This is a genomic window from Brucella cytisi, from assembly GCF_038433355.1.
Classification (GTDB): domain Bacteria; phylum Pseudomonadota; class Alphaproteobacteria; order Rhizobiales; family Rhizobiaceae; genus Brucella; species Brucella cytisi.
The window spans coordinates 197,432-211,713 of sequence record NZ_JBCAUP010000011.1; the positions used below are offsets into that span (position 1 = coordinate 197,432).

Consider the following 14,282-nt stretch of genomic DNA (forward strand, 5'->3'; position numbering starts at 1 on the left):
CCCTGTCATAGCTTCCAAGCCTCCTCGCGCTGCAAGGTTGGCAGGGGATGGCGATCGGCTCCGATTTTCGGCATGCAGTTCAGCAATCCTTGCGTATAGGGATGTTTCGCATTGGCGAGGTCCTTCGCCGCAATTTCCTCCACGATCTTGCCCGCATACATGACGATAACGCGGTCGCAGAATGAAGAAACGAGGCGCAGGTCGTGGCTGACGAAGATCAGCCCCATGCCGCGTTCGGCAACCAGCTTGTCCAGAATGCCGAGCACTTCAAGCTGAACCGTCACGTCGAGGGCCGAAGTTGGTTCGTCGGCGATCAGCATTTCCGGCTCGGCGACCAGCATCATGGCGATCATGACGCGCTGGCCCATACCGCCCGAAACTTCGTGCGGATAAAGGCTCATGACGCGTTCAGCATCGCGAATCTGCACGGCTTCGAGCATGGCGATTGAGCGCTTGCGGATTTCATCGCTGCTGAATTTACCATGGGCCTTCAGCGTTTCGGCGATCTGCTTGCCGATGGTCATGACAGGGTTTAGCGAATATTTTGGGTCCTGCAGCACCATGGCTATGCGGCCGCCGCGCAAGGCGCGACGTTCGCGTGCCGACGCGTTTAGAAGGTCGATGCCATCGAACTCAAGTTTTCTGGCGGTGATCTTCGCATGGAGCGGGGTAAGCCCCATGATGGCGCGGCCGGTCTGGGATTTGCCAGAACCGGATTCGCCAACAATACCGAGACGCTCGCGGCCAAGCTCGAAGCTGACACCGCGCACGGCCTCGATTGCGCCTGTGCGCGTCGGGAAGGTGACGCGTAGGTCTTCAACAGTCAGAAGAGGCTTCATTGGTTGTTACCCCGCGGATCGAGCGCATCGCGCAGGCCATCGCCCAGAAGATTGAAGCCAAGGCTGACGATCAGGATCGCGATACCCGGCATGGCGGCAACCCACCACTGGTCGAGAATGAAGCGGCGACCGGAGGCGATCATCGCGCCCCATTCAGGCAATGGCGGCTGAGCGCCGAGGCCGAGGAAGCCGAGGCCCGCTGCCGTCAGGATGATGCCTGCCATGTCGAGCGTCACACGCACGATCAGCGAAGATGTGCAGAGTGGCATGATGTGGCGCACGACGATACGGATCGGCGAAGCGCCCATCAGGCGAACGGCGGAGATATAGTCCGAGTTGCGCACAGTGAGCGTTTCCGCACGCGCAATACGCGCATAGGGTGGCCATGAGGTGATCGCGATGGCGATGATAGCATTTTCGATGCCGGGTCCGAGAGCAGCAACGAAGGCTAGCGCGAGAATGAGCTTCGGGAAGGCAAGGAAGATATCGGTGATGCGCATCAGTACGGCATCGACCCAGCCACCGGCATAACCGGCGACAGTGCCGACCAGAAGGCCGATAGGCGCGGCGATGATGGCGACCAGCAACACCACATAGAGGGTGAGGCGGGAGCCATAGATCAGACGCGAAAGAATATCGCGGCCCTGATCGTCGGTGCCGAGCAGATAGCCGGGTGTTCCCGGCGGTAGAAGACGTGCATTGGCGAGATCGCCGACAACCGGCGAATGCGGCGCCAGCACATCGGCCAGCGCGGCAACGACCAGCAGGCCGATGATGATCAGGAGGCCGAGAACCGCCAGCTTGTTGGCGGTGAAACGCCGCCAGACCATATAGGCCCGGCCGAGACGGGCTTGCGTGCGCGACTGTGGCCGCTCGGTAAGCAGCCATTCACGCCATGAGAGGTTGGAAGTATCTGTCATTTGGCTCATCGTACGCGCGTCCTTGGATCGAGAACCCGATAGAGAAGATCGGACACGAGGTTGAGCGCGATAAAGACCGACCCGATAACGATTGTGCCACCGAGAACGGCATTCATATCAGCGTTTTGGAGTGAATTGGTGATGTAGAGTCCGAGACCCGGCCAGGAGAAGATGGTTTCGGTCAGAACTGAACCTTCCAGAAGACCGGCATAGGAAAGCGCAATCACTGTCACGAGCGGGACGGCGGCATTGCGCAGCGCATGGCCCCAGATGATGCGGGTTTCCGAAATACCCTTGGCACGAGCAGCAACGATATATTCCTGTTCCAGCTCATTGAGCATGAAGGAACGGGTCATGCGGCTGATATAGGCTAAGGAGAAATAGCCGAGCAAAGCCGACGGCAGGATAAGGTGGGAGACGATATCCTTGAGAGCTGGCCAGTCGCGCTGGATGATCGCGTCGATCAGGTAGAAACCGGTGATCGGCGTGAACGTGTATTCGAATGTGATGTCGATACGTCCGGGACCCGAGGTCCAGCCGAGCCGCGCATAGAAGATCAGAAGTGCCAGCATACCGAGCCAGAAGATCGGCACCGAATAGCCAACGAGGCCGATCACGCGCACAATCTGGTCGATAAGGCTACCACGCTTCACGGCGGCGAGAACGCCGAGCGGAATGCCGAACAAAGCGCCGATGATGGTGCCGACGGTAGCGAGTTCCATGGTCGCGGGGAAAACGCGGCGAATGTCGGTCATGACCGGATTGGTCGTCAGTACCGAAGTGCCGAAATCGCCCTGTAGCACGCCCTTAACATAAAGATAGAACTGCTGGTAATAGGGCAGGTTGAAGCCCATTTCTTCCCGCACGCGCGCCACGACATGCGCAGGAGCGCGGTCGCCAACGATGGCAAGCACGGGGTCGATCGGCACCACACGGCCGATAAAGAATGTGACGGCCAGAAGGCCCAGATAGGTCGTGACGACGATGACCAGAAAACTGGCTAACGACGCGGCAAGGACCGTTGAACGCTGTGGCGCTCGCCTTACCTTTTTGGTGGTTCCAGTGTTGCTCAATGTTTTGACCGCTTCCGACAATGAGAGCATTTCAGAACAGGTTATGGTCTGAAGCCTCAGTCATCTTTGCTTGAAAAGCCCTAGAACGGTTTCGATGAGCCGTTCCATTTCCTGTTGTGACGCATTCCCCGACGCGAAACAGGTTCGCTGGAAATGCTCTGGAGCGGCTTTCCTTTTTGATTCAGAAAACCGCTCCATCCTTTTGTTTTTAAGCCGGTTCAGCGCTTGGAAGAGTTTGTGCGCTAAAGCGTGGCCGACTATTCCTTGCTAACGGTCGCCAGGAAGTTGGAGTCGAATGTCGGGCCGAGCTTGTAGCCCTTCACGTTGCCGCCAATGCCGGCAACTTCAACCTGCTGGAACAGCATGACGAACGGGCTCTGGTCGAGAGCTTCCTGCTGAAGCTTCTTGTACTGTTCAGCACGCTTGTCGTTATCGCGTTCCAGAAGAGCTGCCTGCGTCTGCTTGGTCAGCTCAGGAATGTCCCAGGCGTTGCGCCATGCAAGCGTTTTGGTCGATGCGTCGTCGCTGTTATCCGGGTTGCTGGTGAAAGCTTCGGCATTGGAATTCGGATCCCAATAGTCCATGCCCCACTGGCCGATATACATGTCGTGGTTACGGGCACGATACTTGGTCAGCGTCTGCTTGCCGTCGCCGGGGATGATTTCGATCTTCACGCCAGCCTGAGCAGCGGTCTGCTGGAAGGATTCGGCAATGCCGGTGACCGGCTGACCGTTACGGACGTCGAACGTGACTGAGAGACCATCCTTCAGGCCTGCCTTGGCGAGCAGTTCCTTCGCCTTGGCGACGTCGAGCTTGTAGGGTGCAGCATCGAGAGAACCAAGAACGCCCTTTGCCTGATAGGTCTGGCGGATTTCACCGATGCCCTTGATGAGGGTCGAACCGATTGCATCATAATCGACCAGATATTTGAACGCTTCGCGAACTTCCGGCTTGGCCAGGTTTTCGTTCTTCTGGTTGAGGCTGATGTAATAGACCGTGCCCTTGGCAGCGCTGGCGGTCGTCAGCTTGTCGTTCTTCAGAACGGCTTCATAGTCGCCCGGTTCCAGATTGCGTGCCACATCGACATCGCCGGATTCAAGCATCAGGCGTTGCGTCGCGCTTTCCTTGACGTGACGATAGAAAACGCGCTTGAGCTTTGCCTTTTCGCCGTAGAAATTGTCGTTGCGTTCCAGAATAACGACTTCATTGGCGCGCCATTCGCGGATCGTGAACGGGCCCGAGCCTGCCGACTTGGTCTTAAGCCATGCGTTGGCATAGTCGGTGTCGTATTTGTAGTCGTCGGTCGGCGTAACCTTCTCGGCGTGTTCTTCGAGGAGCTTCTTGTCGACGACGGCAGTAACGGTCGCGGTCAGGCAGTTCAGCACAAAGCTTGGCGCATATGGCTTGTCGACGGTGAAGACGAAGGTAGTGTCGTCTACGGCTTTCGCCTTTTCGTTGACGTTATCCTTGGTCAGGCCGAACTGGGTCAGGATGAAAGCCGGGCTCTTGTCGAGACGCACAGCGCGTTCGAAAGAATAAGCCACGTCGGCAGACGTTATCGGGTTGCCGGAAGCGAACTTGATGTCCTTCTTCAGCTTGAATGTATAGGTGAGACCATCGTCGGAAACAGTCCAGCTTTCGGCGACGCCAGGTATGACTTTCGACGTGTCGTTGATATCGAGGCGAACGAGCATGTCATAAGCGTTGCCGATGAATTCGGCCGGGCTCAGTTCGAAAGATTCTGCCGGGTCCAGCGTGATCGTGTCATCGATGGCCCATGCCTGAACCAGCGTGTCGGCTGGCGTGGCCGACCAGGCTGGATTTGCGGCCAGTACCGCGGCAAGTGCTGCACCCGCCGCCAGAATACGAAAACGTCCGAAATGCATCATGTTGAGAGTCCCCTTCCTATGATTTTGTTTGGGATTTTGTCTTTGTTTTTTCGCACATTTTATTCCGAAAACCATTTCACACTTTTCGGGATGCGCACCAGATCAGGCCGCTTCGTGCCAAGCCTGTTTCAGAACCCGTACCCAATTGTCCTGGCAAAGTTTTGCTAGCTCTTGTTCACTATAGCCCGCTTTTCGCAGTGCATCGACAAGGTTTTGCGTGCCTGCGGCATCGCCGATTTCGGCTGGAATTGTTGCGCCGTCATAGTCCGAACCGAGCGCTACGCAGTCGATGCCCATGCGTTCAACCATGTAATCCACGTGGCGAACTACATCGGACAGCGGCGTGTTGGCGTCTTCCTTGCCGTCCGCGCGCAGCATTGTCGTGGCGTAGTTCAGTCCGGCAAGACCCTTGCTCTCGCGGATCGCATCAAGCTGACGGTCGGTCAGGTTGCGGGCGACGGGGGTGAGGGCGTGTGCGTTGGAATGGCTGGCGACCAGCGGCTGATCGCTCAGTTTGGCCACATCCCAGAAACCTTTTTCGGTGATATGCGCCAGGTCGATCAGAATGCCCTTGGTGTTGCACGCTTTGACCAGGCGCTTGCCTGCATCGGTCAAGCCAGGGCCGGTATCGGGGCCCATCGGATATGCGAATGGAACACCGTGAGCGAAAACGTTGTTGCGGCTCCAAACCGGTCCGAGTGAACGCAAGCCGGCAGCATAAAAGACCTCAAGAGCAGCCAGATCGGCATCGATGGCTTCGCAGCCTTCCATGTGCAGCACGGCGGCGAATGTGTCGCTGTTCAGCGTTTCATCGAGTTCACGACCGTTGCGGCAGAGCTTCCAGCCCCCGGCAGCTTCCAGCTTCAACGCGATGGCTGCGATTTCGAGAGCTATGTCGAGGGAGGAACTACGTTCCAGCGGCACTGAAAGCGGCGTTTCGTAGTGGCCATTGGCATCCGGCTTGCCCAGTTCGATATGCTCGCCCGAAGGTATGTAGATGGCGCATACTCCACCGGCGAGACCGCCTTTGCGCGAACGGGGCAGATCGATATGGCCGATATCCGTCCCGTCGATAAATTCCTTGATCGGGTCTTGGCCCTTGCGGGCATTTTCCCAAAGCCGCAGAAGGACATCGTTGTGTCCGTCAAAAACGCGCTGCATTCTTTCATTCCTGACTGCATGGTCTGCGACAGCAGAGCCACATATCCAAGTGTTCAGGCGCGAGGAGACAACACGGCAAGGTAAGATAACCTCCCGATATGGTGGTTGAGCTTTTCGCTCTTATTGTTCCCCGCACTTCCACTACCAATTTATAATCGGTTAGTGCCTGTCGGAGTCAAGCCATCGAATGACGTAGTCAGACTGCGAAATGAAGATAAATTTATGCAAAACGAAAGGGCTGCGCTATGAAGCGCAGCCCTTTGTGCAAATGCAGAATTGCTTGATGCTAAAACAGAATGAAGTTTCGCATCGGATCACGAGGCCTAGAACTTGTAGTTCAGACCGGCCTTGATCGAATGGTTCTTCAGATTGTTGCGCTGCTCCACGCCGTTGACGCGGGACTTCACGTCGTTGAAGCGCTGGAAGTCATATTCGGCCTTTACGGAAAGCGGGCCGCTCAGGGCCTGTTCAACGCCAGCGCCAACCAGTGCGCCACCTTCCCAGCCCGGAGCCGAGGTGGTGTTGTCCTTGGCCTTGAAGCGGGTCACGCCGTAACCAGCCGTGCCGTAAACGAGCGTCTTGTCGAAAGCATAGCCGACCTTGCCCTTGGCATTGCCGTTCCATGACTGCTGAAGGCTGCCGCCATTGCCGATGCGATGTTCGGCTTCGGCGAAGTTTCCTTCGAGTTCTCCGCCAAACACGACATTGCCGCTCTGCATGTTTTTGCCCACGACAACGCCGCCAAGAGCACCAGTGCGGTTGGTGAAAGGACCGGGGACCCTGGACGAAGAAGCGCCGACCTGTGCGCCAACATAGTTGCCGGACCAGTCATGCGGGCCTGCGGCGACAGGATCATTATAGGAATAGTCGGTTGCTCCCATCATGTCGGCAGCGAAAGCCGAACCAGCAAAAGCAACGATTGCGGCGCCCAGCGCCACTGCGGTGATAGAACGCTTCAACATTTTTTACTCCGATTTTCCCGTCTGGAAACGCTGGCGGGAAACATGCCTGAATTCATTATACCCATCGAAAGGCCGTGCCTTCGAACTGGCTCTCGTCTCACCTCTGATTGTGTCCAAATTTAAGAAAATTCGAGCGATTTCCATGCAATGCGCAACCATTCTTCGCGCTATGCTTAACAATCGGTAACTGCTGGATGCGGAAATTTTTGTTAGATCAATCCCAGTCCACGGAAGCTGGCATGGCCGTGCTTTCCGACAATGATATGATCATGCACCGTGATGTTGAGTGCTTTGGCAGCGTTGACGAGCTGCTTGGTCATATCGATGTCGGCGCGCGTTGGTGTGGGATCACCGGAAGGATGGTTGTGGACCAGAATAATGGCGGTGGCGGAGAGTTCCAGAGCCCGTTTGACCACTTCGCGCGGATAGACCGGCGTGTGGTCCACCGTGCCCGTCTGCTGGACTTCATCGGCAATCAGTTTGTTCTTCTTGTCGAGAAATAGGATGCGGAACTGCTCGCGGGTCTCGTAAGCCATGGCCGCGGTGCAATATTCGATCACCTTATTCCAAGAGCCAAGTACTTCGCGCTCCATGACGGTGCTGCGCGCACTTCGCTTGGCGACAGCCTCTACAAGCTTGAGTTCATGCGCCACAGTAGGACCGGCGCCGGGAACTTCGGCAATTAGCTTTTCGGGGGCGGCCAGTACTTCGGCAATCGAGCCGAACCGCATCAGCAGAGCTTTGGCGAGCGGTTTGGTGTCGGCGCGGCGAATGGCGCGAAACAACAACATTTCGAGCAGTTCATAGTCCGCCAGCGCATCGGGAGTATCTCGAAAGCGCTGTTTGAGACGATCACGATGCCCGGCATAATGCGGCTTGTCGATCTTCGGCGTCAGTTGAAGTGTATCACTGAACCCGGGCAACTCAGTGTTACCCGGCTCATTCTTGCTCTTTGCCATCCTGTTTAAACCCCCGCAAAAACAGACCAGACAATTATCGAGGCGATATCTCTTCGCCGTTATCTCATGGAAGATGGGCCGAAGACATTGGCCGGAGAGAGTGTAAATATCTCGCAGCCATCCTTCGTAACACCCACCGTATGTTCATACTGTGCCGTCAGCGAACGGTCTCTGGTAACCGCGGTCCAGCCGTCGGCGAGAACCTTCACGTGCGGCTTGCCGAGATTGATCATCGGCTCGATCGTGAAGATCATGCCTTCCTTGATCTCGACACCTTCATTCGGCGTGCCGTAATGGAGGATATTCGGCGCATCATGGAACAGCTGCCCTACGCCGTGACCACAGAAATCGCGCACAACGGAGCAGCGCTCGCCTTCGGCAAAAGTCTGAATTGCGGCGCCGATAGCGCCGGTTTTCACGCCAGGCTTTACGGCGGCAATCCCACGCAGAAGGCTTTCATAGGTGACTTCAAGCAGCCGCTCAGCGGCGCGCTTGATTTCGCCTACCGCATACATGCGGCTTGAATCGCCGTGCCAGCCATCAAGGAGATAAGTCACGTCGATATTGACGATATCACCCTCGCGCAGTGGCTTCTCGTTCGGAATGCCATGGCAGACGACGTGATTGATCGACGTGCAGGTTGATTTCGTGTAGCCGCGATAGTTCAGCGTTGCCGGAAACGCGCCGTGATCCATGCCGAACTCGAACACGAAGCGGTCGATTTCATTGGTGGTCACGCCCGGCTTGACGATATCGTTGAGGGCATCGAGACAGCGTGCCGTCAGGTTGCAGACCGTGCGCATACCCTCGAAAGCCTCGGGGCCATAGAGCCTGATCTGGCCCGTATATTTCATGGGTGCGCTTGTTGCTTCGATATAGGTTACCATCACTCGATCCGTCTTAATCTACTCAATTGGCACCAGCTCACTGGCATCAATGCTTTTGTCCGTTATGTGGCACCGAACGGCCCAAGCCTCAACCCCGTTTGCACGCGCACGTTCAAAAGCGCGTGCGTAAGTGGGGTCAAGATCACCCGAAATGCTGAATCTGCTGCAATCGTTTCGCTGGATAATAAACAGCATCACGCCCCGATGACCAGCGGCAACAACGTCGACGAGTTCATCAAGATGTTTTGCGCCTCGCGCCGTCACCGTATCGGGGAATTCCGCCAATCCGAGCGTGCGAATAAAGTGTACATTCTTGACCTCGACATAAGCTCGCTGGCGCGGGCCGTCATCTAGCAAAAGGTCGATGCGCGAGTTGCGGCCATATTTCTGTTCACGCTTGAGGCTGGCATATCCTGCGAGGCCAGGAATAAGACGCTTGAGGATTGCTTCTTCGGCGATCCTGTTCGGCAAGCCGGTGTTCACGCCGACCAGTGTGTTATCCGCTTCGACGATCTGCAGCGTATGGGCATATTTGCGGTGAGGGGCATCCGAAACACTCAGCCAGACGCGGGAACCTGGAGCGGTCAATCCGAGCATGGAACCGGTATTGGGCACGGAAGCAGTGATGAAGCGCCCATCGTCAAGTGTGACGTCGGCCAGAAATCTTTTGTAGCGGCGTTCCAGCCTGCCGGTAACCAAAGGTGTTTGAAAAATCATGTGCCGATTTAGAGTAGTTCGGCGCGTGCGCGAAAGGCTTTTCTGATTACGTTGCGAAATTAGTCAGTGAACGAGAGCAGTTGGCCTAGAACAGCGCCTTAACGACGTCGGCCCAGCTCATATCCGCACCGAGAACCATTGCAGCTGCAACGAGGCCGGCGCCGAGAAAGGTGAGGGTGGTTCTTGTTTCGCTTGTCATTATTCGTCCCCATCAAATCACTTGTTCGAAGTTGGGAAGAATTTCGCGGGAGAATTTGCCCGGATTGTGATGCGATAATGGCTATTCCGGGCAATTTGCGGGCTTTTTACAGATAGGGTAAACGCCGCCCCGCTTGTGTTACTGTTTTACCCAATTGAAGACGAGTTCCTCGCGGAAAGCGAAGCGGACGACGTGACTTGCCACGACCTCTTCGAGGCGAGCGAGGTTTTCTTCCGAGGTTTCAACCGTTGTGGTCAGTTTTTCCGCATCGGCATCGAGAATCACGAGACGATTCTCGCCGAGATCGATGGTGCCGTGTTCCGGCGTGAATTCGACTGCGAATTTGTGCGCCCAATGTTTGCAGAGCTGCTGAAGGTAGCGGCTGGCATGGGCGGTGGGAACGATTGCTGTTGCTTTCGACATTATGCTGTCCTTTCGAAAAGGTTGCAGCCCGGCGCGTAACAGCATCCTGGCAATTCAGCCAGTAATATTTGCGTCAATTCTAAAGGAAAAGAAAAACCAGCAATGGTACGCCCAAGGGGAATCGAACCCCTGTCTGCGCCGTGAAAGGGCGCTGTCCTAACCGCTAGACGATGGGCGCCTGCTGGTGTGGGGCGCTTATAGTCAGGAAATTTCTGACATGCAAGCCCCTTTTTCACCTGTCTGTGAATAAGTTCAGGCAGCACGAAACGGCGCCAATCAGGCGCTAATGGATTGAATTATAAGGGAAAAAGAAAAACCAGCAATGGTACGCCCAAGGGGAATCGAACCCCTGTCTGCGCCGTGAAAGGGCGCTGTCCTAACCGCTAGACGATGGGCGCCTGCTGGTGTGAGTGGGCTTATATTCAGGAAGGTTCTGACTCGCAAGCCCAAAAAACACTTTTCTGAAAAAAATCGAATGTACTGCAAAAATGGGGAAAACTTCGGCGGGTGGATTCCTTATTTCCTTGAATATAAAGACAAAAGAAAAAGCCGGATCATATGATCCGGCTTCCGTGTATCCTTGGGACGCCTCTTTTTAGCCCTTGCAGCGCCAGTTCCAGTCGCGTTCCGGCCCAACGTCGACGTGAACCGAAGTCGTGTGGCAATAGGTGCCCACGCCGCCACGTCCCGACATGGACCTGGCGAAGCGAGCGACTTCCCACTTGGAAACGCCGTCGATCTGAATATCTGCGGCTGCACAAATCATATGGAGCGATTTGCGGGCACCATTGACCTTGCGGTTATAGGACGGGCTGCGATAGCCCGATGTTACCATTACCGGACGGCGGAAATGTCGCTCCATGGTTTTCAGCATGGATACGAGTTGCGGCTTGAGACAGGCAACATCCACGGTCTGTCTTTGTACTTTCAGGCCATTGGGCGCAAGGCGGGCAAGACCCGGAGCCGAAGCAAGTGTTACGCTCGCAAATTCATCATCTTCGTTCGCGTCAATATCGCTATCGTCATAAAGACTGTTGCGATGCTTGATTTCAACGCCGCCATTGGGGCGCACGCCCGGCAGCGAATAATTGTATTCATGCTTCGCAGATGGCGAAACCGGTTTGGCGACAGCAAGCTTCTTGTTTTCGGTTCTGTCTGAGTGTTTTCCGGCCGATTCGTCCGAGAAAAGTCGGGATATGCTGCCTTGCGAAGCCGTTGGGCGTTGCGGCGAGGCGTAAGCGCTCTTCGTGGAGCCGAACAATGAAGCGACCTGAACGGGCTTTTCAGCTTCGGCAGGTTTTGCCGCTGCGGTTTGCTGTGTTTCTGCAGGCTTTTCGTCCTTTGCCGGTTCCTGCTGCTTTTTCGCGGTTTCAGCTGGAGCGGCTGCCGCAGGCTGTTCTGCGGCTTGCGCAGGTTCAGGTTCAGCGGGCTTGTTGCCACCGAACATGCCGAAAAGCGATGAACTTTTCGGCTGCTGCGGGGCGAGGGCTGCTATCTGTGCCGGCTGTTGTTCCGTGGCAGTTGCAGTCTCGACCGGTTTTGCCTGCTCTTTATTATTGGTGTTTGTCGCTTCAGCCACTGTGGCGGGTTTAGTTTCGCCTGGCTTGGCTTCGGCCTTTTTCTCTTCTGTTGACGGAGTTGCAGCCGTCGCTTCTGCGGCAGCTGTCTGATCGGCGGCACTTTGCAATGTGTCCGCAATCATGGAGCCACCGGTTGCAGAGGTCATCTGGAGCGGCTTACCGTCAAGGCCTGTACCGGTTGACGTGCAGGACGTGACAAGAAGCGCAAGCAAAGCCACGCTGCCTGAAAGAAACCTGCCGGTGGTCCGGTGTGTAGAATGCGCAAATTTCAACAGTCTGCTCCAGCTCGATTTCCCTGACCAGTTTGGCGACCCGAATCCATTCGAGCCTACCTGGTTTCGGGAGATCGGCTCTCCCGTGCGAGGCTGACATCATCCCTGATGGCTATCGTCCCCACAGCTCCCGACTGTTCGTGTCGGGAGAGAAATTCAGAAATATCAGCGTGTTATGATGGTCACTTCAGAGTTATGACTGTCATTTCGCTGTATTGGACAAATCGCCTGATTGGCAATTGGTTACCAATTTTTAAGTTTTTTAATCGCCGAGCGCAACTATTGATGCGCATTTAGAGTTAAAAGACTTCGCGGTCCGTGCGGAATATTCGCCAATAACGAAATATTACTTTATGTAACCATTGGTTACATTCACCGTTCTTATCCGTCGCGCACGATAGTCTGCGAGCTCTGATCCGGCTTCACGGCAAGGCGAATTTCCGATTTACATCACTCACTTGTTGACAGGGTGCCTCGACTTGGTGCTATCCCTTCGCAATTGCTTTATCTTTGTCTGGTGTTGTGGCCAACAGCACCTTATGCGGCATTAACCGGGAACAGAAACATGACCAATCGCACGCGGCAGATCGCCAATCTTTTGCTGGCAGCAACGGCGGCGGCGATGCTCACGGCATGCGCGGGCGGAAAAGAGTTTCAGGGTACGCCGCAGGAAGGTGCTTCGCGCACCGGTGTTTTCCCCACATTCGGCCATATGCCGAAGGCTGCGACCACGCAGATCACCGCAGAAGAAAAGCAGCAGCTTACAACCAAGCTTGATGCCGACCGCACGCGTCTGGCGGCATCCAGAGGCACCGGCGCCGGCTTCACGCCCGCCGAGGCTGCGAGCTTGCGTCAGCAGGCGCAGCAGGAAACGGACGCTACCCTGAAACAGATCGAAAGCGGGGAAGAGTAAATCCTCTTCCTTGGTTTTTGGCGCGCATCTTATCCGAAAACCGTTTCACACTTTTCGGGATGTGCTCTAAAGACGAAATCTGCGTTCTTTGACGCGGCAACACGTCTCGACCCGATTCGAGAACAGGTGTATAGCTCCATTGCGGCGCATACGCGCCATTACGTTCAACCCTCCACTGGAACAGGATCATGTCGGAAGAATTCCATAAAGTCCGTCGTCTGCCCCCTTATGTCTTTGAACAGGTCAATCGTCTGAAGGCATCGGCGCGAGCGGCGGGTGCCGACATCATCGATCTGGGCATGGGCAACCCCGATCTGCCGACCCCGCAGAACATTGTCGACAAGCTGTGTGAGGCCGTGCAGGATCCGCGCGCGCATCGTTATTCCTCATCCAAGGGGATTCCGGGGCTGCGTCGCGCGCAGGCACAATATTATGCGCGCCGCTTCGGTGTGAAGCTCAATCCCGATACGCAGGTCGTTGCCACGCTCGGTTCCAAGGAAGGTTTCGCCAATATGGCGCAGGCCATCACCGCGCCGGGCGATGTGGTTCTGTGCCCGGATCCGACCTATCCGATTCACTCCTTCGGCTTCATCATGTCAGGCGGGGTGATCCGTTCAGTTCAGGCCAAGCCGGATGATACCTTCATTCCGACGCTTGAGCGCGGCGTGAAGCATTCGATCCCGAAGCCGATCGCATTGATCCTGAATTTCCCGTCCAACCCGACGGCCTATGTAGCAACGCTTGATTTCTACAAGGATGTCGTCGCATTTGCCCGCAAGCACGACATCGTCATCCTGTCGGACCTTGCCTATTCGGAAATCTACTTCGATGGCAATCCGCCGCCATCGGTGCTGGAAGTGCCGGGCGCCATGGATGTGGCGGTGGAGTTCACCTCCATGTCGAAGACGTTTTCCATGCCGGGCTGGCGTATGGGGTTTGCGGTTGGCAATGAGCGCCTGATCGCGGCTCTTACCCGCGTGAAGTCCTATCTCGACTATGGTGCGTTCACACCAATCCAGGTTGCCGCGACGGCAGCGCTGAATGGTGACGGTTCGGACATCGCCTATGTGCGAAATGTCTATAAACAGCGCCGCGACGTGCTGGTCGAAAGCTTCGGTCGGGCGGGCTGGGATGTTCCGCCGCCAGCGGCAACCATGTTCGCCTGGGTTCCGATCCCTGAACGCTTCCGTCCACTGGGTTCACTCGAATTTTCCAAGCTTCTGGTCGAGCAGGCCGATGTGGCCGTTGCGCCGGGCATTGGTTTTGGCGAACACGGCGACGATTATGTGCGTATCGCGCTGGTCGAGAACGAACATCGCATTCGTCAGGCAGCGCGCAACATCAAGCGGTTCCTCTCCACCAAGGATGAGAACCTGCAGAATGTGATACCGCTCGAAGGTCGTCGCGGATAATATTTCAAAAGGCTACGGGCAGCATCATGCAGCCCGTGGCATCCCACCCGATAAGCCACTCCATACAGAAGGTCGA

The 14,282-nt window shown here is 56.0% G+C and carries 13 protein-coding genes and 2 tRNA genes; 2 read left to right on the forward strand and 13 right to left on the reverse strand.

Annotated features, from left to right (window positions below; all coding sequences use genetic code 11):
• Positions 1-5: 5 nt before the first annotated feature.
• The 13 genes from AAE521_RS12590 to AAE521_RS12650 form a co-directional block, all read right to left on the reverse strand.
• Positions 6-839 carry an ABC transporter ATP-binding protein gene (locus AAE521_RS12590; protein ID WP_010659864.1) on the reverse strand — a complete coding sequence of 278 codons (834 nt, stop codon included), beginning with the start codon at positions 837-839 and terminating at the stop codon, positions 6-8.
• Positions 836-1,768 carry an ABC transporter permease gene (locus AAE521_RS12595; protein WP_061346124.1) on the reverse strand — a complete coding sequence of 311 codons (933 nt, stop codon included), beginning with the start codon at positions 1,766-1,768 and terminating at the stop codon, positions 836-838. The genes AAE521_RS12590 and AAE521_RS12595 overlap by 4 nt, the downstream gene beginning before the upstream one ends.
• Entirely contained in the window at positions 1,765-2,862 is a 1,098-nt protein-coding gene (locus AAE521_RS12600; protein ID WP_374865153.1) for an ABC transporter permease, read from the reverse strand. Before AAE521_RS12600 ends, AAE521_RS12595 begins: the two co-directional genes overlap by 4 nt.
• Positions 2,863-3,089: 227 nt before the next feature.
• A complete protein-coding gene (locus AAE521_RS12605; protein ID WP_342061456.1) occupies positions 3,090-4,721 on the reverse strand; it encodes an ABC transporter substrate-binding protein in 1,632 nt (543 codons plus the stop codon).
• A 102-nt stretch (positions 4,722-4,823) separates the two neighbouring features.
• Positions 4,824-5,882 carry a dipeptidase gene (locus tag AAE521_RS12610; RefSeq protein WP_342061457.1) on the reverse strand — a complete coding sequence of 353 codons (1,059 nt, stop codon included), beginning with the start codon at positions 5,880-5,882 and terminating at the stop codon, positions 4,824-4,826.
• A gap of 323 nt (positions 5,883-6,205) precedes the next feature.
• A complete protein-coding gene (locus AAE521_RS12615) occupies positions 6,206-6,844 on the reverse strand; it encodes an outer membrane protein (RefSeq protein ID WP_012091886.1) in 639 nt (212 codons plus the stop codon).
• 209 nt (positions 6,845-7,053) lie between these two features.
• Positions 7,054-7,803, reverse strand: a complete 750-nt coding sequence (radC, locus tag AAE521_RS12620; RefSeq protein ID WP_342061458.1) for a RadC family protein — start codon at positions 7,801-7,803, stop codon at positions 7,054-7,056.
• A gap of 59 nt (positions 7,804-7,862) precedes the next feature.
• Positions 7,863-8,690, reverse strand: a complete 828-nt coding sequence (gene map / locus AAE521_RS12625) for a type I methionyl aminopeptidase (RefSeq protein WP_010659871.1) — start codon at positions 8,688-8,690, stop codon at positions 7,863-7,865.
• An 18-nt stretch (positions 8,691-8,708) separates the two neighbouring features.
• The gene (sfsA, locus tag AAE521_RS12630) at positions 8,709-9,407 is read right to left on the reverse strand and encodes a DNA/RNA nuclease SfsA (protein ID WP_342061459.1); all 699 of its coding nucleotides are present in this window, start codon (positions 9,405-9,407) and stop codon (positions 8,709-8,711) included.
• A 337-nt stretch (positions 9,408-9,744) separates the two neighbouring features.
• Positions 9,745-10,029 carry a DUF2218 domain-containing protein gene (locus AAE521_RS12635; RefSeq protein ID WP_010659874.1) on the reverse strand — a complete coding sequence of 95 codons (285 nt, stop codon included), beginning with the start codon at positions 10,027-10,029 and terminating at the stop codon, positions 9,745-9,747.
• Between the two features lie 103 nt (positions 10,030-10,132).
• Positions 10,133-10,207, reverse strand: a tRNA-Glu gene (locus AAE521_RS12640).
• 145 nt (positions 10,208-10,352) lie between these two features.
• Positions 10,353-10,427: transfer RNA gene (locus AAE521_RS12645), tRNA-Glu, on the reverse strand.
• 197 nt (positions 10,428-10,624) lie between these two features.
• Positions 10,625-11,881: a YcbK family protein gene (locus tag AAE521_RS12650; RefSeq protein WP_071630112.1), complete on the reverse strand. Its 1,257-nt coding sequence runs from the start codon at positions 11,879-11,881 to the stop codon at positions 10,625-10,627.
• 565 nt (positions 11,882-12,446) lie between these two features.
• Here AAE521_RS12650 and AAE521_RS12655 point away from each other — a divergent pair.
• Together AAE521_RS12655 and AAE521_RS12660 are read left to right on the forward strand one after the other, a co-directional pair.
• The gene (locus AAE521_RS12655) at positions 12,447-12,794 is read left to right on the forward strand and encodes a hypothetical protein (protein ID WP_010659876.1); all 348 of its coding nucleotides are present in this window, start codon (positions 12,447-12,449) and stop codon (positions 12,792-12,794) included.
• Positions 12,795-12,982: 188 nt separating this feature from the next.
• Entirely contained in the window at positions 12,983-14,206 is a 1,224-nt protein-coding gene (locus tag AAE521_RS12660; RefSeq protein ID WP_010659877.1) for an LL-diaminopimelate aminotransferase, read from the forward strand.
• Positions 14,207-14,282: the final 76 nt, after the last annotated feature.

What these genes read in the sequence shown, in the direction of transcription:
- AAE521_RS12610 (WP_342061457.1), bottom strand. Translation starts at nt 5,882, where the DNA reads ATGCAGCGCGTTTTTGACGGACACAACGATGTCCTTCTGCGGCTTTGG.
- map (WP_010659871.1), bottom strand. Translation starts at nt 8,690, where the DNA reads ATGGTAACCTATATCGAAGCAACAAGCGCACCCATGAAATATACGGGC.
- AAE521_RS12605 (WP_342061456.1), bottom strand. Translation starts at nt 4,721, where the DNA reads ATGATGCATTTCGGACGTTTTCGTATTCTGGCGGCGGGTGCAGCACTT.
- AAE521_RS12660 (WP_010659877.1), top strand. Translation starts at nt 12,983, where the DNA reads ATGTCGGAAGAATTCCATAAAGTCCGTCGTCTGCCCCCTTATGTCTTT.
- AAE521_RS12590 (WP_010659864.1), bottom strand. Translation starts at nt 839, where the DNA reads ATGAAGCCTCTTCTGACTGTTGAAGACCTACGCGTCACCTTCCCGACG.
- AAE521_RS12635 (WP_010659874.1), bottom strand. Translation starts at nt 10,029, where the DNA reads ATGTCGAAAGCAACAGCAATCGTTCCCACCGCCCATGCCAGCCGCTAC.
- radC (WP_342061458.1), bottom strand. Translation starts at nt 7,803, where the DNA reads ATGGCAAAGAGCAAGAATGAGCCGGGTAACACTGAGTTGCCCGGGTTC.
- AAE521_RS12595 (WP_061346124.1), bottom strand. Translation starts at nt 1,768, where the DNA reads ATGAGCCAAATGACAGATACTTCCAACCTCTCATGGCGTGAATGGCTG.
- AAE521_RS12655 (WP_010659876.1), top strand. Translation starts at nt 12,447, where the DNA reads ATGACCAATCGCACGCGGCAGATCGCCAATCTTTTGCTGGCAGCAACG.
- AAE521_RS12615 (WP_012091886.1), bottom strand. Translation starts at nt 6,844, where the DNA reads ATGTTGAAGCGTTCTATCACCGCAGTGGCGCTGGGCGCCGCAATCGTT.
- sfsA (WP_342061459.1), bottom strand. Translation starts at nt 9,407, where the DNA reads ATGATTTTTCAAACACCTTTGGTTACCGGCAGGCTGGAACGCCGCTAC.
- AAE521_RS12600 (WP_374865153.1), bottom strand. Translation starts at nt 2,862, where the DNA reads ATGCTCTCATTGTCGGAAGCGGTCAAAACATTGAGCAACACTGGAACC.